This is a genomic window from Ezakiella sp., from assembly GCF_034180565.1.
Lineage (GTDB): Bacteria > Bacillota > Clostridia > Tissierellales > Peptoniphilaceae > Ezakiella.
The window spans coordinates 92,244-110,081 of the sequence record NZ_JAXFOB010000010.1 but is presented as its reverse complement, the minus strand read 5'-3'; the positions used below and the strand labels follow the sequence as shown (position 1 = coordinate 110,081).

The window sequence follows — 17,838 nt, the reverse complement described above, 5'->3', positions numbered from 1 at the left end:
AACAAATATACAATTTGATTTTTAGGCGTTTACTTAATATAATAAGATAAGAGTATTTATATTTGGAGGTGTGCTATGATTTATATTATGCGACACGGAACCACGTCCTACAATAAAGAGGGAAGGCTTCAGGGTCAAAGGGATATTCCGCTCAGCGAAGAGGGAATAAAGCAGGCGGAAGAAGCGGCTGTGAGACTTAAAAGTGTACATTTTGATGAGATATATTCGTCTGACTTGATGCGAGCACACAAGACGGCGGAAATCGTAGCACGTTTTCACGATACGGGCGGCGTTATAAACGACAGGAGACTTCGTGAAATCGGTCTCGGTACTTGGGAAGGAAAGACTTATGATTATCTTAGAAAAAATGAGCCGGACTATGAGCTTTTTTACAATTCGCCGCAACTATACGATGGCGATGTTCCTGAAAAATATTCGGAAGTCCTCAAAAGATTAAATGAATTTTTTAATGAACTTGACCACGATAAGGACATTTTGGTTGTTAGCCACGGTTTTGTGATTTACCATTTGCTTAAAGATATTCACAACTATGAGCCGATTGTTCCGATTGATAATTGTGAAGTTATAAAATATGATTTTAAAAATAATAGATTTGAAAGAAATTTTATGAGGTAGATATGATTTTATTTAGAAATGCAAATTTAAAAGGATTTATAGTTGACATTTTATGTGAAGGCGGAAAGATTTTTAAGATTGAAGAAAATATAGAAAATTTTTATAATGTTTCGGAGTATGACCTCGAAAAAAGAGTGGTGCTCCCGGGTTTGATTGACGGACACGTCCATGTGACCGGAGGAGGCGGAGAGGGCGGTTTTACAACCATGGTTCCGCCTATAAAATTTGAAAAGATTATAAGAGCTGGAGTCACAACTTTGGTGGGACTTCTCGGCACAGACAGCACGACACGCTCCGTTCAAAATCTCATTCAAAAGGTGAGGGAATTATCGGAATATAATATTAGAACTTATGCTTTGACAGGAGCTTACGACTATCCATCGCCGACAATAACGGGGACAGTTAAAGGAGACATAGTTTTTATAAATGAAATTATCGGCTCGAAGATTGCAATTTCAGATCACAGGTCGAGCTATCTTGACAAGCACGAGCTTTTAAGACTTGCGAGTGAATGTTTTTTGGGCGGATTAATTTCCGGAAAAGTGGGAGAACTACACATGCACACGGGCAGGCTTGGAAAAAGGCAGCTTAAGGATGTGTTTGAGATTCTTGAAGAATCGGAAATTCCTATAAAAGTTTTTAGACCTACGCACTGCGGCAATCTGGTAGACGATGCGATAAAATTTATGAATATGGGCGGATATGCTGACTTTACCGCAGGGGAAGAAACTCCTGAGATTTTGGATTATGTAATGAAAAAAGCACCGCTAGATAGAATTACACTTTCAAGTGATTCAAACGGAAGCATTCCTGTTTGGAATGATAAAAAAGAAGTTATTCGAGTTGAAGCTGCGGAGATTTCAGGGCTTTATGAAAATATAAAGACTCTTGTTAAGGATTTTAATGTTGACATTGATACGGCTCAAAGACTTGTATCAAAAAATGTTTCCGAAGCACTACAGATTTCAAATATAACGGGCGAGATTAGAGAAGGCCTTTCTTGCGATTTTATTTCGATTGATGATGACTTAAACATCGTTGACGTTGTGAGCAAGGGGATTATAGAATTAAAACAGAATGAGATTACTAGAAAGGTGAATTTTCAAAATTTCTAACAAAAAATCCTTAATCCGGTTTGATGGATTAAGGATTTTTATTATGCGTTCATTTCGTCTTCAGTCAAAAATGCTTTTATGCCGAGCGGAAATTCTTCAAGTGCAAGATCTTTCACTGCTTTTGCATATTGTCTTATTTCAAATTGGCTGTGCGAGTCCATTCTTTGTTTTATAAAGTGCGCAACGGATTGAAGGGAAGCGGTCCAATACCAACCGACATACATTCCGTATGCCGGAAGAAAGAGTCTTGCTTCTTCAGCGCAAATTCCGTCTTCCATTGCTTTTTCATAGAGATCGACGCCTTCGTTTACATATTTTTTTAGTTTTTCAGTATATTCTTTGCCGAGTTCCGCTGAAACAGGTTCTTTAGAACCTTGCTTGTTGTTATCAGGCTTTCCTCGCCATTCGTTTTCATTTGGAATGTAGAAAGTCGGTTCTTGAGTAATATATCTTCTTGAACTTTCATTCCATGCATTCATTGTATCTTGACATCCTTCGAGATGCGAAGAGCCGATAATATATTTCCACCATTGTCTTGCAACCATTAGAGGTGCAAAAATTTCAAATTGAAGCATTGCATGTCTAAACGGAGAAGTGTGATCATTTTTTGCAAGATAAGCAATTAATTTTTCGTCTTTTTCGGTCATTTCAATGCTTTCTTTGGCATAACTTGCCCTTGCAGCATTGACAATTGTAAGGTCTGAGCCCATTTTGTCAACAAGTCGGACATAACCTTTATCAAGTATCTTTTTCAATTTTGTTCCCCCTTTCATTTATATTTAATTATATCATATAACGATATTTATTTAAATATGTTTTTTGCTTTAATTTGTTCTTAAAATGGGGTATAATTAAATTATAGGTTGAGGTGTTTTATGAGAGTTATTGCGGTTAATATTGTGTTTAGACTGTATGAAGTTTTCAGTTTGAAAGAAAAAAGAAGCATAAGAAGGAAAGTAATCGAAAGACTTAAAAATAAATTTAATATTTCGATTGCCGAAACAGGCAGCATGGATTCTCTTACAACACTTGAAATCGGATTTTCGGCAGTTTCAAATGACTATAAACATCTCGACGAAATTTATCAAAATGTGATTAATTTTATAGAATCAAATTTTATGCTTGAAATTGTGGATGTTGAGAAGGAGTTTTTGTGAGAAAAAGATATATTTTAAATAAAAAGGAAATTGAAGAAGTTTCTAAAATACTTATGGCTTATCATCACGATGCGCATTGCGAACTTGTGCATGAATCGCCATATGAGCTTTTGATTGCAACAATTCTTTCGGCACAGTGCACAGACGTTCGGGTAAATTTAATCACGGAAGAACTTTTCAAAGTTGCGGATACGCCGGAAAAAATGCTGGAACTCGGACTTTCTGATTTGAAGAAGTATATAAAGAGTGCGGGATTTTTTAATATGAAAGGCAAAAATATTATTGAGGCGTCGAGAATTATTTTGGATAAGTTTGACGGCGAGGTTCCGGACAATATGAATGATTTGGTCTCTCTTCCGGGAGTCGGGAGAAAGACTGCGAATGTTGTTTTATCAAATTGTTTCGGAGTGCCGGGTATTGCGGTCGACACTCATGTGTTTAGAGTTTCGAACAGAATTGGATTTTCAAACGAAAAGACGGTTGAAAAGACAGAAATGGCTTTAAGGAAGAAATTGCCGGAAGAAATTTGGACTCAGATGCACCATGTACTTATTTTTCATGGCAGACGGATTTGTTATTCAAGAAATCCAAACTGCAATGAATGTCCGGTAAATGAATATTGTTTGTACAAAAAAAGGGAGGAATTATGAATTTTACATTTAATGACAGAAAAGAAATCGAAAAAGATTACAAATGGAATTTAGAGAGTCTCTATGAAAACGAAGAGCTTTTGGAAAAGGACATGAAAGAGTTTGAATCAGGTCTTTCAGAGCTAAGAGAGTTCAATGGAAAACTCATGGAAAGTGCCGAAACTCTTTATTCATATTTGACAAGAAAAGATGAACTTGAAATTTTACTTACAAAAATCGGCACATATATTTCAAATCGTTTCAACGAAAACAACAGGGATTCAAAATATCAAGCTCTTGACGGAAGACTTGAAGGACTCTATTCAAAATACAGCCAAGCTGTAAGCTTTGAAAATCCTGAACTTTTAAAATATACAAAGGCAGATTTTGAAAAGTATTTTGAAGAAGAAAAAGGCTTAAAAACATATGAAAAATATTTTAATGATATTTTAAAATTCAAACCGCATACTTTGAGTGAAAGAGAAGAAAATATGATGTCAGCACTAAGCCCTGTATTCAATTCTTCTGAAAAATCTTACAGCATGCTCACCGTTGCGGATATGAGTTTTCCAAGTGTTAATATAAATGGAAAAGATGTTGAAATTACACAAGGTAACTTTGTACCGCTTCTCGAAAAAGAACCGAGAGATATAAAAGAAGAAGTTTACAAGAAATATTACGGTGAATTTGAAAAGCATATTAATACGCTCGCATCTACACTTGAAGGAACGGTCAAGTCAAATGTTACAGTTGCAAGAATGAGAAATTTTGATACGGCTAGAGAAGCAGCCCTTTTCAATAACGCAATTCCAATAAGTGTTTATGACAAGCTCACAGAAACTGTAATAAATAATTTGCCGGCGCTTCATGAATATATGGCTGTAAGAAAGAAAGTGCTTGGACTTGATAAGATGTATATGTACGACGTCTATTCAAATCTCGTTAACGATGTCGATTTGTCATTCACATTCGAAGAAAGCAGAGATATGGTTTTGGATGCTTTGAAGCCGCTTGGTGATGAATATATCGAAAATCTTAAGAAGGGATTTGAAGACAGATGGTGCGACGTATACGAAACTCCGGGCAAACGTGGAGGAGCTTATTCAAGCGGTGGATACGGAACAATGCCGTTCGTACTTTTAAACTTCCATGGAACACTCGACAATGTATTTACAGTTGCGCATGAAATGGGCCACTCTATGCACACGTTCAACTCATGCAAGAATCAACCGTATGTTTACAGCGGCTACTCGATTTTCGTTGCCGAAGTTGCTTCGACAATGAACGAAAGCATGCTCACATATTATCTTCTAAACAAGTGGACCGATAAAAACCTAAGAAAGTATGTAATTAACCACTTCTTGGATACAATCAAGGGAACACTTTTCAGACAAACACAATTTGCAATTTTCGAAGATTTGATTTACAAAGAATTTGAAAAGAACGGCTCGCTCACGGCTGATTTCTTGAGTGAAGAATACGGCAAATTGAATGAAAAGTTCTACGGACCGCATATGGAAAAGGATGAAATTATAAAATATGAATGGTCAAGAATTCCGCATTTCTATTATAATTTCTATGTATATCAATACGCTACGGGCATCTCTGCTGCATTAAGCTTTGCAAAGAGAATTATGGAAGGCGGAGAAAAGGAAAGAGATTTATATCTTGAATTCTTAAAATCCGGTTCGTCAATGGATCCTATAGACGTTCTAAAAAGAGCGGGGGTCGATATGAACAGTCCGCAACCGATTGAAGATGCAATTCAAATGTTTAAGGAATTTTTGGAAGAATTTAAAACACTTATCTAATTTTAAGGAGAAAAAATGGACGGAGCTAGATTTTTGAGTTCCATTAAGGACACAATTTTAAATTTTAAATTTAATAATGTTATCGACATCCTTATAATTGCGGTTATTGTTTATAATACCTATAAATTGGTGAAGCAAACAAGAGCGGAACAACTTGCAAAAGGGCTTGTTGTTCTTCTCATTGTCACAAAGCTTTCCGGCTGGTTTAAACTTTACACTCTAAGATGGCTCCTAGATTGGGTTTTGGGAGCAGGGCTTATTGCTCTTGTTGTTATTTTCCAACCGGAAATAAGAAGAGCTTTCGAATTTATAGGAAGGTCACAATTGATAGGCTCGAGATTTAAAAATTTGGAGGCAGGACAGGTGAACCCTGTCGTTGAAGAAATTGTACAGGCGTGTGCATCGCTTTCAAGACAAAAAATCGGGGCACTTATCGTCATCCAAAGAAAAACCGGGCTTGGGGAAGTTATTGAAACAGGAACCGAAATCGAAGGCTATGTTTCTATGGGACTTCTTATAAATATTTTTATTCCGAACACTCCTTTGCATGACGGCGCCGTAATTATTGACAAGGAAATTATAAAAGCGGCGGCATGTTTTCTTCCAATCACCGACAACAACAGGCTTTCGAAAGACTTGGGAACAAGGCATAGAGCGGCTCTTGGTATAAGTGAAAAGAGTGACGCATTTGTTGTGGTTGTTTCCGAAGAAACGGGAGCAATTTCAACATGCGAATCCGGCGAAATCTCGAGATATTTGGACGAAGATACATTGAGAAAGAAATTGATTGATATTTATAATCCGAAACCTGAAGAAGGCGGAATTTTAAACAAATTTATCAATGAATTCAAATCACAGGAACCGGAGGATGAAAACATTACAACTGAAGAGGAGGCGGACAAGGGTGAAGAAGACAAATCTAAATAAATTTAAAGACAACAATATGCTTGCCAAAATTTTGTCGCTTGTTATTGCAATCCTTTTGTGGAGCTATGTAATGGGGGTTGAAAATCCGAACGAGTCAATCACGATAAGAAATGTTCGTGTGAATTTTCAAAATATGGACAGCCTTGAGCAAAAGGGTTTGATTTTACTAAGCCCAAGCGAGCAATTCGTAAATATAAAAATATCCGGAAAGAAAAACGATCTCGATAAAATAAGACAAGGCAGCATTTATGCTACAGCTGATCTTGAGGGATATGGAGTCGGTGACTCGAGAGTTAGAGTCGACACGAGGTTTGAATCAAACCCGGGAACGGTACAGGTTGAAAGCGTTTCTCCACGCGATGTGCTCGTTTCAATTGACAGGGTTATTACGCGTGAAATGGCTGTAAAAATCGACACAAACGGAAGTCCGCTTGAAAATTATATCATAGGAGACATAACAACTTCGTCTCCGCATGTAAAAATAAAGGGACCGCAACATGTTTTGGACAAGGTGAGAAGTCTCGTTGCAAGCGTTGATATAACAGACAAAACTGAGCCTTTTACAGTTTCGAATCCGGTGAAAGCGGTTGATGAAAACGGGGAAGAATTGGTTTCAATTGAAACAACTCCGAATGTTATAGATATCTCAGTTCCGATTTTTAAAACAGTAATTATGCCGATTGAGCTTAAGACAACCGGAACACTTCCAACACTTGTAAACATGAGGTCTTATGATATAACGCCGAAGACAATTACACTTAAGGTGCTAAATGATACAAAGATTCCGAAATCAATTGAGACGGAGCCAATAGACCTTTCAACTCTTAAAGGTAATACCAGTCAGGAAGTAAAACTTAATATTCCTGAGGGAGTTATGCCGGTTGATGAAAATGTAAAATACAATTTAAATATTTTGCTTGACAATTTTGCAATAAGACGTGTTGAAATCGATAGATCACAAATTCACTTCACAAATCTTCCTGAAGGATTGGAGCTTGATGATGCAAGTGTCGATGATGTGTATACGGTTGATATAAGCGGGGAAGAAAGCAAGGTTACGAATTTCGACGAAAAGAAATTGAAGCTTTTCTGCGATATGGGAAACGCTCTACCGGGCGTTCAAAAATATGAACTGCAAGTGGAGAAAAATCCTGATAATATAGTTTTAAACAGTCCCGTGACAATTGATTTAAAAGTTGTAGAAAAAGAAAATGAGCAAAATGATAACAATGAAAACACGGATGAGAAAGAAAATGACAAAAATGATGAAAAGAGAGAGTAAAATCTCTCTTTTTTATTGCATTTATTGTAAAAATGGTGTATAATGTATTTGTCTTCAAGGGGTAGGTTAGATTCCTCACCGGTGGTAAAGCCCACGAGCCAAATATGGCAGATCAGGTTAGATTCCTGAGCCGACGGTATAGTCCGGATGAAAAGGAAGATCCCCTTTTTATAGGGTTTTTTTATTGCCCAAAAGGAGGTTATTTTTATGAACAGTAAGACAGAAAGAAGAGTTGGTATATCCAACGTAAAGACTATGACAAGTTTGGCGATGTTTGCCGCACTTGCCTATGCACTAATGGTTGTAGGGAGATTTCCGATTGTACTATTTTTGAAGTATGACCCTAAGGATTTTGTTTTGGTCATTTGCTCATTTATGTTCGGCATTATTCCTGCGACAATTGTTACGGTTATTGTAAGTATTATTGAAATGGTTACTGTATCGGACACAGGCTTCATAGGACTATTGATGAATGTTGTTGCGACACTTGCATTTTTGATTCCGGCAAGTTATTTCTTCCATAAATCAAAGAACGTAAAAAATGTAGTTATCGGATTGATTGTAAGTACATTTCTTATGACAGTTGTGATGTTACTATGGAATTGGGTTGTTACTCCATTCTTTTTGGATAAACCTCGCTCTGAAATTGTTAAGCTTTTAGTTCCGGCAATTCTACCTTTTAACTTGATTAAAGGGTTCCTTAATTCCGCACTCGTTGCAATTTTTTACAGCAGAATACTAAAAATAAAATCAAATGTGTTGGAGCAACATGTTGAGCCGCAAGAACACGCTCTGAGAAATTCTCTGATTGCTGCAGCAGGACTCATCGTGCTCGCACTTATTCTATATGTAATAATATAATTATAAAAAAGTGGTAATTGTTTTATACAGTTACCACTTTTATATTTTCGCATCTTTTGCGAGTTGATCAACTTTTTCGTTCATTTCAATATTGCTATGCGCTTTAACTTTTATAAATTCTACATTGATATCATTTTTTATAGTATCGAAAAATGCCTGATATTTTTGTGTGAGTTCATTTTTTGCTTTCCATTCTTTGAGAGCCCAATGTCTTATACCGCTGTAGTCGTGATGAAGATAAACGGTTTTTAAGTTTAGCTCCATCGCTTTTTTTATACCGTAGACTGCGCCGAAAATTTCACCGGCGACATTTCGAAACGAGACCAAAGAGGGAATGTTATATCTTTTTGAGCCTTCAAATTCACTGTCTTTTGTAATTAGTACATATCCATAAGAGAAGGTATTGTCAGCTTGTCTAAAACTTCCATCTACATATAAAATAGCTTCATCTTCGCCAATTTCTGTAGAATTATTCATATATTTTTCGTTTAAATCAGAGCCTTCCATAAAATTTATCGCGTCTTCTTCGTTGTTAAATTTTTTATAAATGGCACCTTTAAAGCCGTGAATATTTTCTTTACAATCATCCCAATTGTTATAAATTCCCGGAACTTTTCCGTTTTTTACAGCATAGTATTTCATAATATCAGCCTTTCTTTATTATCGATTATTCAATTATACAATATATAAAATTTAAAAGCAATTGAAAAAAATATCCCAATGGTGTATAATAAACTTGTGAAAATATAATTTAAGAAAGGAAAAATTATGTTAAAAGATTTTAAAGAATTTATTAACCGAGGAAACGTCATCGATATGGCAGTCGGTGTTATAATCGGCGGTGCTTTCGGCAAAATTGTCACTTCTTTTGTAAATGACATTCTTATGCCTCTTATCGGAAAATTGACCGGCGGAGTGGACTTTTCAAACTTATTTGTTTCGCTTGACGGAACAAGTTATAACACTCTTCAAGCTGCTGAAGAAGCAGGGGCAGCAGTACTCAAGTATGGAGCATTCATTCAATCTGTTTTGGATTTCTTGATTATTTCATTCTGTATATTCATGATGGTAAAAGCAATGATGAAAGCAAAGAAACAACCTGCACCGGCAGACCCTACCACAAAAACATGCCCTCTATGTAAAACAGAAATTCCAATCGGGGCTGTAAAATGTCCTCACTGCACAGGAGACATTAGTGGAAAATAAAGACTACGGTCTGGGAACTGAAGAGATTAAAAGTCTTGTTCTGAAACTCTCGATTCCAAGCATCATAGGAATGCTTGCAAATGCATTATACAATATTATAGACAGAGTTTTTATAGGACAGGGCGTAAATGAGATTGCAATAGGGGGAGTGTATGTTACACTTCCTTTAATGTTTATAATCATGAGTTTTCAAATGCTTGCATCGGTAGGCGGCAGCACGCTCATGAGTATAAGTCTCGGTGAGGGCAATCGTAAAAGAGCAGAGCAATTTTTAAATACATCATTTTTACTCTGTCTTATTTTATCAATTTTAATGCCGACACTTTTTTACATTTTTGCGGACAATCTCTTAAATTTAGTCGGAAGTACTCCGGAAAACCACCAATATGCAAAAGAATACTTCGATATTGTTTTATTCGGAGCTCCCGCTGTAATCGTCGGATTCGGTTTAAACAACTTTATAAGAGCTTCAGGAGACTCTAAAGCGGCGATGAACACAATACTTATCGGAGTTATTTTAAATACGATTTTAGACCCTATTTTCATTTTCGGTTTAAAAATGGGAGTTAAAGGTGCCGCATTGGCAACCGTTATTTCACAATATGTCAGTATGGTATGGGTTTTAATGCACTTTATAAAGGGAAAACATACATTGAGGCTTGACACGAAATACATGAGATTTGACCGAAAAATTTTATCTCTTATACTTGAAAACGGGATGCCGCTTTTTCTTATGAATATAGCAAATGCTATGGTTACAAGTATAATAACGATAAATGTAAGAAAGTATGGTGGAACTCTTGGAATTTCTGCACTTTCAATAGTCGGCTCAGTGACGAATATATTCTTTATGCCGCTATTCGGTATAAATCAAGGAATTCAACCTATAATTGCATACAACTACGGCGCAAAGAAGTACGAAAGACTTTCAAAAGCATATAAAATCGGCGCTCTTTATGCCACATATATATGCGTGGTAGTGTTTTTAATTATTATGATATTCCCATATCAAATTTCAAGCATATTTTTAAACGAAAATGCAGATCCGAAACTTTTAGAAATGGTTGCGCCTGCTCTAAGAAAAACTATGTATGCTTCAATTCTTCTTGGAGTTTCAATTACAGGGACCTCGTTTTTCCAAGCTGTTAAAAGGCCGAGAATCGCGTCTTCAACGTCATTATTGAGACAACTCTTAATATTGGTACCACTTATATATATAATGCCGATGTACATGGGAATAGACGGCATTTGGTACGCATATTCCGTGAGTGACTTTATAAGTTCAATAATTGTATTCTATTTCCTGTTTAAGATATTTAAACTTGTTAAAATTGAATGTGAACAAGAGGGAGATATAATTTAATTTTTGGAGGATATATGAGACCGGTAAAACTTTCGGCAGCTGCGACTGTCGATTTGACAAAAGAATATTTCGAAAAGAATGATATACTTTTTATTCCGACCATTGTGGTTATAGATGATAAAGAGTATTGGGACGATTATGAAACCATAACTCCGAGATTTTTATACGACACTATGAAAGAGGGAAAACTTCCGACAACATCCAGCAATCCTATAATGAGTTATTATGAATATTGGAAGAAATATGTTGACGAAGGATACGATATAGTCCATATGGATCTTTCGAGCGGACTTTCAGGAACATATAACAACGCCGTTATGGCTGCGAAACTTATTGAAGACGAAGTAGGTGAGAAGAGAGTATATGTTCCCGACACACTTGCCGCGTCTTGCGGAGAAGCGCTTATTCTTGATGCAGCAAATGATTTGAAAAACGAAGGCAAGAGCGCAAGCGAGATACATGATTGGATTGTGGAAAACAGATTGAGGGCGAACCACTGGTTTACTTTGAGTGATTTTTTTCATCTCTTTAGGGGCGGAAGAGTCAGCAGAACCAAGATGATTTTGGGCTCAGCCCTAAATATTTACCCGATAATGCGAATGGATGTTGAAGGTAAACTCGTGCAAAAGAAAAACACGCGCGGTTCCAAAAAGGCGTTTAAAACACTTGTAGACATTATGGAACAAAGAGCCGACGACGGTAAAGATTACAATAAAAAAGTTTTCATTACACATTCAGATTATTTGGAAGGCGCCGAAGAAGTGGAGAAATTAATTCAAAAGAAATTTAAAAACGCAGAGTCGATTGAAATACATGATCTTCATCAAATTGGAGTTCATACGGGACCCGGAACCGTTTCGATATTTTTCTGGGGCGAAGAAAGAATTGACTAATAAAAAATCTCTCCATATGGATTTGTCCAAGGAGAGATTTTTGTTTGAAAATTTATTTAATAAAATATAAAAGGATGCAAATTTTACAATTGCATCCTTTTATTATTAATTCCCTTTAATTGGAACAACTTGTAAAATTGGAACAGAGCCGAGGTAGTATGTGAATTCAACTTGATCTCCTGTGCCATAATCAAATCTGTATGATACGCTTCTTCCTGAATAGGTTCTATGTTCAGTAACTCTGTATGTGTAGGTCGGGTGATAGATGTCGTGATCAACAGCTTTTTCGTTTAAGAATTTCATCATTTCTTCCTTATCACCTTTTAGACCAAGATTTTGGTAATTAATAAAAGCTGCATCATATTCTTTTTTGACAAAATTGTCGTGTAGACTGAACACAGTTGCCATTTTCAATCCTTCATTTAAATTCAAAAATTCGAAATAAGAGTCCAAACTACCGTTGCTATAATCACTTCCGCTATTTCCTAAAAGAGCAATTTCTATGTTTGATTCCTTATTTTCAGGAACAAAATACTCAATTGCAACATATGAATCACTGTAGTTGAAAGCGACAAGATAACCTTTTCCATCGTCATAGTTTTCGAGAACTTTCTCAACTTTATATCCTTCTTTTATATCATTAATGCCGACCGAACCTAATGTATTTCTCAAATTAGTTTCAAATTCAGCACTGTTTTCATCTGTGGAATTTGGATTTATACGTTCCTTTATAAATTTATTTATACCTTCTTTATCGTTTTTTGCAAGTGAATTATAGAAGCTTTCGATTGAAGCGAATACTTTTTCCTCTTCGTCCGTGAATGTTTTTCTAAGGAAACCTTCGTAAGTGTCGTCTTTATAATCAGTGGAAAGCTTAATCGTTCTTGTTTCCTTGTCGTAGTCTACATAAATTCCGACCAATTCGCCGAGATCTCTCAATTGAAGATAGTTGTTTCCGTTTATCAAAGCGGTTTTCGCTTCTTTGATTTCGTAAATTTCGGAGCCTTTGGGATTATAATTTATATAAACGTCTTTATATGAGAGAAGAGCTTTTTCCTTTTCATTTTTAATTTCCTCGAGGTCGCCTTCCATTTTCTCATATGATCTTGATCTTTCAATTATGAAAGTTTTCTTTTCATTGTCATATGAAACATTGAATTTATTCTCGGTTTCGTTTAAAATTACAGCAAAATCGCGAAGCTTAATATAGTTTGAACCGTTAATATTGTAAAACGGAGCTTCAACTTCTTTGCCGTCGAGGGTCATTTTTTGATTTGCTTTCTTTGCTTCAACAGTTTCACCTTGAGCAAAAGTGTTTGGGATTAATGCAACCAACATAAGAATTGCCAGGAGCAATGAAAATTTCTTTTTCATAAATTCCTCCGAATATAATATTTTGTTAATAAATTATTAACCTACTTAAATTATATCATCAAATATAGCTTAATACAAATATTAAGATTTACATAAAAAAGCTCCCTTGATAAAGGGAACTTTTAAATGATTATATATAATTTTATTGTGTTCGTATTGCTTCAAGAGGTGAGAGCTTTGTTGCTTTTCGAGCAGGGTAGTAACCGCTTACAATTCCGACTACAGTCGCAAATAAGAGGGCAACAAATACAAGCCATACCGGAATTATGGAAATTTTTCCTTCACCCATCATAGGAAGTCCACCCATCATTCCGCCCATTTCGTCGGGATTACCTTTTTTTGAAAGGTAATTTATAATGGAACTCGCTATATAGCTCACGCCAATGCCCATGGCACCTCCGAAAAGACCGATAAAAGCAGCTTCCGTCAAAAACATTTTTTTGATGTCTGAAACATTTGCGCCTATAACTTTCATAATGCCGATTTCCTTTATGCGTTCGTAGATACTCATAACCATTGTGTTTGCAATACCGATTGCTGCAACAAGAAGACTGACGGCGCCGATTCCGCCCAAGATTTTTTGCGTGCTTTCAACATTTTTGTTTAAAGCGTCTGTTGCTTGAAGATTTGATTGTGCATTGTATCCAAGAGCCTTAACCTTTTCGTTTACATCTCTCATATTTTTAATATCGTCGACTTTGACAATAATGCTGGAATACTTGCTTGTGCTGTTTCTGTCTCTATATCCCATGCCGTAGTCCGTGCCTTCGGCTTTTTGTTTGTCATTTTCTCGTTTGATTTCCTTTTTCAGCTTCAAAGCAAAATCCATTGGAATATAAACATTGTACGCAGTTTCCCAATCCTCTTCCGGAAATTCGCCGACTACTTTTATTTTGTGTGTCTTTGCATAACTTCTTTGTTCGCTGTCCATATCATAGCTTGCACCGATATTCATAGTGATTGGATCTTTTTCGAGGTCGACAATCGTCTTGTCAGGATCTCTCATGTCGTTCATTCTGCCGCCTCTAGCGTTTCTATCGTACCATGAACGTTTGAGACCCCCACCGAATACGGCAACTTCTCCGTCAGAGCTTTCCAGAAAACGACCCCACTGCATTTCCGGATTTAAGAGTGCATATTTTTCAGGGTCGACACCGATAATTTGTGCAAAGTTCGAATACTTTTTCGAAGCTAGATCAACTCCGTCGACTTCCAAAGTAGGAATTGTCGCTTGTACATTTTCGATTGCTTCAAGTTCATTTACTGCGCTGTCATCGAGCGGCTTTGCATCTTTTTGTGTTTGTGTCTCGGGGTCATAGATAGGGTAGGAAACAACTCTTATGACATCGACCGGTCCCATTTGAGCGAGTAGTTTCTTGTTTTGCTCCTTCATGCCGAAACCCAGACTGAGTGTCGTTATGATTGAGGCAGTGCCGATTACTACGCCGAGCACTGTAAGAAGAGTTCTAAGTTTCCTGCGCCAAAGATTTCCAAGAGACATCTTTATTAAATCTAAATTAGACATCTAAAGTCAAATCCTTTGTTTCTTTTTTCTTCTTTAATTTCTTTACTACAAAGAATGTAATTCCGCCGACAGCAAGAAGCCCAACCCACAAATACCATTTCTTTAAAATATTTAAAATCTTATCTTTTGTTCCCGGCTCTTCAATAGGCATTTGATTTTCAGGAGCGTTCGGGTCAAAAGCCGGAGCTTCGTTTACCGTATATTTTACTTCTTTTTTTACTTCCTGTTTTTTACCGGTTGAATCTTCATATGAGAAAACTATATTTCCTTTTTTCTCTCCCGGTTCCATTGCATTTACTTGAATGTCGTAGTTTTCTGTAGAACCTTCGAGGAATTTACCGATATAATAAGTCGAGTTTTGTGCTTCCAAATCTTCCGATTCAAAACGCACCATCATATTGTATAGAGTAACTTTTCCCGTGTTATAGAAAGTGACGGAAAGGGGAGCGCCTTCTCCGACGTTGAAAGACTCCATTGTTTGGACTTCACCGATTTCAAGTCTTGATGATTGAACAACCGGAATTCCGATTTCTTCTTCGGCTTTGAATTGGTTGTTTGAACCGTCTTCATATTCAAACGAACATGTGACATTGTATGTCTTTGCAGTTGCATCAGGAACCGTGTAAAGATTTATAGTTTTTTGAACAACGCCGTTCGGCATAATCTTGTCGATAAAGAATGTGTTTGAACTGTCGACAGGAGTGAAGATGTTTGAACCGGCTGTTTCTTTTGAATCCATACCTTTCGGTGAATTCATTGAAATTTTAATATTTTTAACAACCTTCGATGAAGATGTGTTTTGGAATTCCAAATCCATTGAAAACTCTTTTCCTGCTTCAGGAAGCTTCGGATTGAAAGTGTATTTTCTGATAATAACTTTCGGAGTTGAAATTTTATCTTCTTTACCGTCTCCTGTGCTATCTTTCTTAGGATTTGAAACGAATATGCCTGAGTATTGCTCGGTTGTTAGGGGCTCGCCTTCAACTTGGTCTTCGTCTCTATATTCGACTTTTATTGTTATCGGATAGTTTTGTGTTGAACTTGCAGGTGTTGCAAGATAAGTGAAGCTGAAACTTTGTGTTTCGCCCGGAGCAAGTGTCTCGATGAATTGTTGGCTGATGGACTTATTTACAAGTCCGTCTCCTTCAACGTGGCTCTTAATCAAAACTCGTTTTGCTGCTTTCTTTCCCTTGTTTGTAACGTCGAACGAAAGGGTGGAAGACTTGCCCGGATAAAGCGTGTTTGCCGGAGTTACAAGATTTTCTATTACTACACTTGAAACATTTGAAGGGTCTTTTTTAAGAGTCAAGAAAAACGATTTTTCGCTTTTCGATTGACCGCCTTCAATATGTGGGTCGAAATATGAAAGACTTACTTTAAATTCGTGGTTGCCGGCTTTTGCATTCGGTCCCGCAGAAAGAATAAAGCTCATACGCTTTTCTTCTCCCGGAAGAATTGTGTCAAAGTTTTTGGCGTTAAAATCTCTTTCGAGAGTAAATCCTTCCGGGCTCATACCTTCAAGTTTTACTTCGACATTGTTTATTTCATTTTCAGTTGGGTTTTCAACACCGAAGCCAACAACGACTTTTTCGCCCGGCTCGATTTCCGTATTATGAGGTATAACTCTTATGTCGGATAAAATAAGTCTCGAGGCTTGCTTCGGGTCATATTCAACTCTTACATATGTTGTGACAGTTTTACTTTGACCGTCACTTGTATATACATTGATGTCTACAGGATATGTTCCCGGTTGCGCGTTGTTTGCAATTTGAACAGTGAACTGAAAATCAACAGAACCGCCGAGCATATTTCCTCTATAGTATCTTCCCGGAACTCTTTCGTCCGAGCTTTTAAGCATAAAAATATTGTTGTTTCCTTTTGTATCGGCATTTCCGCTAATTGTAAAATATTGTCCAAGAATTGGGAAACCGCCTTCGTCAAGCGGGTATGTGAAGTCGACGAATGCACGGATTTCTTTTGTTTCGCCAGGCTTTCCGACTACAGTGCTGCTTGCGCTTATGTGTGTAATTGTAGATGTTGTTGCTTGTGAAGGCGGAGTAGACGGTGTTGTTGTTCCTCCATCACCGGTTTTTCCCGTCGGTTCGTCAGCAAAAACACTTACGGTTTGAAATATCATCATAAATGATATAAGTAAAATTATAAATTTGTTTTTTCTCATATTTTCCTCCAAATATTAACTATATCTCGCTGTTTAATTCTTCGATTGTATCGAACCTTGATCTTATTACTTCCTCTGATGGAAGCGGCTTTGGCGTTTGCACATCGATTTTTTCAATTGTGCCGTCTCTAAAGTGTATAATTCTGTCCGAATAAACAGCAGTTTCGATGTCGTGTGTGACGACAATCATAGTGCTGTTGTTTCTTCTAACCATGTCGGTCATAAGTTCAATTACCTCAATTGAAGTTTTCGAATCCAGATTTCCCGTAGGCTCGTCCGCAAAAATAATCTTAGGACTATCCACAAAAGCCCTCGCTATACTTACTCTTTGCTGTTGACCTCCGCTCATTTCGGAAGGTTTATGATAGAGTCTTTTACCGAGTCCTACTTCTTTTAAAATCTTTTCAGCCATTTGTGTTCTCTTTTTTTTCGGCACACCCTTAAAGGCGAGACCGAGTCCGACATTATCAACTGCTGAAAAGGTCGGTATAAGATTGTACGCCTGAAAAACAAAACCGACATTTAATTGTCTGAATCTCGTGGCTTGTTCTTCAGTAAGATTTTCCATGTGAATATTTCCTATTAAAATTTCTCCTGATGTTGGCCTTTCAAGTCCGGCACACATATTTAAAAGAGTCGATTTGCCGCTGCCGGAAGGCCCGACAAGACAAATGCATTCTCCCTTATAAATATCAAGATCGACGTGACGCAAAGCAACTATTTTTTCCTGTCCCATTTTGTAGACTTTGGATAAGTCTTTTAGCTGTATTAATGGTTGCAATCTATCACCTCCATGATTAGATTATATCAAATAGCATTGTTTTAATCAATTAAAAACATGCGTTTTTTTATTACATTTCCGTGACCTTGATGTTAAGAT

17 protein-coding genes and 1 riboswitch are annotated in these 17,838 nt (G+C 36.8%); of the genes, 11 read left to right on the top strand and 6 right to left on the bottom strand.

Features of this window, described 5'->3' with window-relative positions:
- Positions 1–75 precede the first annotated feature (75 nt).
- A complete protein-coding gene (locus SPI61_RS02375) occupies positions 76–636 on the top strand; it encodes a histidine phosphatase family protein (protein WP_321136541.1) in 561 nt (186 codons plus the stop codon).
- Positions 637–638: 2 nt separating this feature from the next.
- Complete coding sequence (locus SPI61_RS02370; protein ID WP_321136540.1) at positions 639–1,751, top strand: beta-aspartyl-peptidase; 1,113 nt, start codon at positions 639–641, stop codon at positions 1,749–1,751.
- A 41-nt stretch (positions 1,752–1,792) separates the two neighbouring features.
- On the opposite strand, the gene thyX is transcribed toward SPI61_RS02370, so the two are convergent.
- Positions 1,793–2,524, bottom strand: a complete 732-nt coding sequence (gene thyX / locus SPI61_RS02365; RefSeq protein ID WP_321136539.1) for an FAD-dependent thymidylate synthase — start codon at positions 2,522–2,524, stop codon at positions 1,793–1,795.
- A 102-nt stretch (positions 2,525–2,626) separates the two neighbouring features.
- On the opposite strand from thyX, the gene SPI61_RS02360 reads away from it, so the two are divergent.
- The 6 genes from SPI61_RS02360 (at position 2,627) to SPI61_RS02335 (ending at position 8,418) form a co-directional block, all read left to right on the top strand.
- Positions 2,627–2,908 carry a DUF503 domain-containing protein gene (locus SPI61_RS02360; protein WP_321136538.1) on the top strand — a complete coding sequence of 94 codons (282 nt, stop codon included), beginning with the start codon at positions 2,627–2,629 and terminating at the stop codon, positions 2,906–2,908.
- On the top strand, positions 2,905–3,558 hold the full coding sequence (nth, locus tag SPI61_RS02355; RefSeq protein ID WP_321136537.1) for an endonuclease III: 654 nt from the start codon (positions 2,905–2,907) through the stop codon (positions 3,556–3,558). Before SPI61_RS02360 ends, nth begins: the two co-directional genes overlap by 4 nt.
- Positions 3,555–5,348, top strand: coding sequence for an oligoendopeptidase F (gene pepF / locus SPI61_RS02350; RefSeq protein WP_321136536.1), 1,794 nt, complete (start codon positions 3,555–3,557; stop codon positions 5,346–5,348). Before nth ends, pepF begins: the two co-directional genes overlap by 4 nt.
- A gap of 15 nt (positions 5,349–5,363) precedes the next feature.
- On the top strand, positions 5,364–6,275 hold the full coding sequence (gene cdaA, locus SPI61_RS02345) for a diadenylate cyclase CdaA (RefSeq protein WP_321136535.1): 912 nt from the start codon (positions 5,364–5,366) through the stop codon (positions 6,273–6,275).
- On the top strand, positions 6,253–7,557 hold the full coding sequence (locus SPI61_RS02340) for a YbbR-like domain-containing protein (RefSeq protein ID WP_321136534.1): 1,305 nt from the start codon (positions 6,253–6,255) through the stop codon (positions 7,555–7,557). Before cdaA ends, SPI61_RS02340 begins: the two co-directional genes overlap by 23 nt.
- A gap of 46 nt (positions 7,558–7,603) precedes the next feature.
- A riboswitch (FMN riboswitch) is annotated at positions 7,604–7,722 on the top strand.
- A gap of 42 nt (positions 7,723–7,764) precedes the next feature.
- Complete coding sequence (locus SPI61_RS02335; RefSeq protein WP_321136533.1) at positions 7,765–8,418, top strand: ECF transporter S component; 654 nt, start codon at positions 7,765–7,767, stop codon at positions 8,416–8,418.
- A 39-nt stretch (positions 8,419–8,457) separates the two neighbouring features.
- Here SPI61_RS02335 and SPI61_RS02330 read toward each other — a convergent pair whose 3' ends face one another.
- A complete protein-coding gene (locus SPI61_RS02330) occupies positions 8,458–9,060 on the bottom strand; it encodes a ribonuclease H family protein (protein WP_321136532.1) in 603 nt (200 codons plus the stop codon).
- Between the two features lie 126 nt (positions 9,061–9,186).
- On the opposite strand from SPI61_RS02330, the gene mscL reads away from it, so the two are divergent.
- Genes mscL through SPI61_RS02315 form a run of 3 tightly spaced genes read left to right on the top strand, consistent with a single transcriptional unit; the run spans position 9,187 to position 11,880 of the window.
- Entirely contained in the window at positions 9,187–9,624 is a 438-nt protein-coding gene (gene mscL, locus SPI61_RS02325) for a large conductance mechanosensitive channel protein MscL (RefSeq protein ID WP_321136531.1), read from the top strand.
- Entirely contained in the window at positions 9,614–10,987 is a 1,374-nt protein-coding gene (locus tag SPI61_RS02320) for an MATE family efflux transporter (RefSeq protein ID WP_321136530.1), read from the top strand. Before mscL ends, SPI61_RS02320 begins: the two co-directional genes overlap by 11 nt.
- A gap of 14 nt (positions 10,988–11,001) precedes the next feature.
- Entirely contained in the window at positions 11,002–11,880 is an 879-nt protein-coding gene (locus tag SPI61_RS02315; protein ID WP_321136529.1) for a DegV family protein, read from the top strand.
- Between the two features lie 105 nt (positions 11,881–11,985).
- Here the strand turns inward: SPI61_RS02315 and SPI61_RS02310 are convergent, their stop codons facing one another.
- The 4 genes from SPI61_RS02310 to SPI61_RS02295 all read right to left on the bottom strand — a co-directional run bounded on the left by SPI61_RS02310 (position 11,986) and on the right by SPI61_RS02295 (position 17,739).
- Complete coding sequence (locus SPI61_RS02310) at positions 11,986–13,254, bottom strand: hypothetical protein (protein WP_321136528.1); 1,269 nt, start codon at positions 13,252–13,254, stop codon at positions 11,986–11,988.
- A gap of 142 nt (positions 13,255–13,396) precedes the next feature.
- A complete protein-coding gene (locus SPI61_RS02305) occupies positions 13,397–14,779 on the bottom strand; it encodes an ABC transporter permease (RefSeq protein ID WP_321136527.1) in 1,383 nt (460 codons plus the stop codon).
- Positions 14,772–16,958, bottom strand: a complete 2,187-nt coding sequence (locus SPI61_RS02300) for a COG1361 S-layer family protein (RefSeq protein WP_321136526.1) — start codon at positions 16,956–16,958, stop codon at positions 14,772–14,774. The genes SPI61_RS02305 and SPI61_RS02300 overlap by 8 nt, the downstream gene beginning before the upstream one ends.
- Positions 16,959–16,977: 19 nt before the next feature.
- Entirely contained in the window at positions 16,978–17,739 is a 762-nt protein-coding gene (locus SPI61_RS02295; RefSeq protein ID WP_321136525.1) for an ABC transporter ATP-binding protein, read from the bottom strand.
- Between the last annotated feature and the right edge of the window lie 99 nt (positions 17,740–17,838).

Excerpts from the sequence above, each read along its gene's own strand:
- SPI61_RS02315 (WP_321136529.1), top strand. The coding sequence starts at position 11,002 with ATGAGACCGGTAAAACTTTCGGCAGCTGCGACTGTCGATTTGACAAAA.
- SPI61_RS02310 (WP_321136528.1), bottom strand. The coding sequence starts at position 13,254 with ATGAAAAAGAAATTTTCATTGCTCCTGGCAATTCTTATGTTGGTTGCA.
- thyX (WP_321136539.1), bottom strand. The coding sequence starts at position 2,524 with ATGAAAGGGGGAACAAAATTGAAAAAGATACTTGATAAAGGTTATGTC.
- SPI61_RS02335 (WP_321136533.1), top strand. The coding sequence starts at position 7,765 with ATGAACAGTAAGACAGAAAGAAGAGTTGGTATATCCAACGTAAAGACT.
- mscL (WP_321136531.1), top strand. The coding sequence starts at position 9,187 with ATGTTAAAAGATTTTAAAGAATTTATTAACCGAGGAAACGTCATCGAT.
- SPI61_RS02360 (WP_321136538.1), top strand. The coding sequence starts at position 2,627 with ATGAGAGTTATTGCGGTTAATATTGTGTTTAGACTGTATGAAGTTTTC.
- SPI61_RS02305 (WP_321136527.1), bottom strand. The coding sequence starts at position 14,779 with ATGTCTAATTTAGATTTAATAAAGATGTCTCTTGGAAATCTTTGGCGC.
- SPI61_RS02300 (WP_321136526.1), bottom strand. The coding sequence starts at position 16,958 with ATGAGAAAAAACAAATTTATAATTTTACTTATATCATTTATGATGATA.
- cdaA (WP_321136535.1), top strand. The coding sequence starts at position 5,364 with ATGGACGGAGCTAGATTTTTGAGTTCCATTAAGGACACAATTTTAAAT.
- SPI61_RS02370 (WP_321136540.1), top strand. The coding sequence starts at position 639 with ATGATTTTATTTAGAAATGCAAATTTAAAAGGATTTATAGTTGACATT.
- SPI61_RS02330 (WP_321136532.1), bottom strand. The coding sequence starts at position 9,060 with ATGAAATACTATGCTGTAAAAAACGGAAAAGTTCCGGGAATTTATAAC.
- SPI61_RS02375 (WP_321136541.1), top strand. The coding sequence starts at position 76 with ATGATTTATATTATGCGACACGGAACCACGTCCTACAATAAAGAGGGA.
- pepF (WP_321136536.1), top strand. The coding sequence starts at position 3,555 with ATGAATTTTACATTTAATGACAGAAAAGAAATCGAAAAAGATTACAAA.